This window comes from Psychromonas arctica, from assembly GCF_036697365.1.
Classification (GTDB): domain Bacteria; phylum Pseudomonadota; class Gammaproteobacteria; order Enterobacterales; family Psychromonadaceae; genus Psychromonas; species Psychromonas arctica_A.
Map to the genome: position 1 here is coordinate 1 of NZ_JBAHZA010000077.1, position 494 is coordinate 494.

The 494-nt window shown below is 48.4% G+C and carries 1 protein-coding gene; it reads right to left on the reverse strand.

Translation table 11 applies throughout. From position 1 onward, the window contains the following. Positions 1 to 494 (reverse strand): Ig-like domain-containing protein (locus tag V5290_RS17410; RefSeq protein ID WP_333388796.1); only part of this gene is annotated, 494 nt, incomplete at both ends.

Consider the following 494-nt stretch of genomic DNA (forward strand, 5'->3'; position numbering starts at 1 on the left):
GTCACGGTGCCGTCAGCGTTAATCGCTACTGTCCCGTTCGTGCCGTCTGTCACTGATGCAACAGGTGAAACTTCACCATCGGCATCCGTATCATTTGCGACGACATCGATAACTACTGGGGTATCTTCATCAGTCGTTGCGCTGTCTGCTACTAATACTGTGTCATCAGCAATCGGATCAACCGTCACTGTCACGGTTTCTGTATTGCCATCTTCATTAGTGTACGTAAATTCGTCTTCACCATTAAAGTCTGCGTTTGGCGTGTAAGTTACGGTGCCGTCAGCGTTAATCGCTACTGTCCCGTTCGTGCCGTCTGTCACTGATGCAACAGGTGAAACTTCACCATCGGCATCCGTATCATTTGCGACGACATCGATAACTACTGGGGTATCTTCATCAGTCGTTGCGCTGTCTGCTACTAATACTGTGTCATCAGCAATCGGATCAACCGTCACTGTCACGGTTTCTGTATTGCCATCTTCATTAGTGTACGT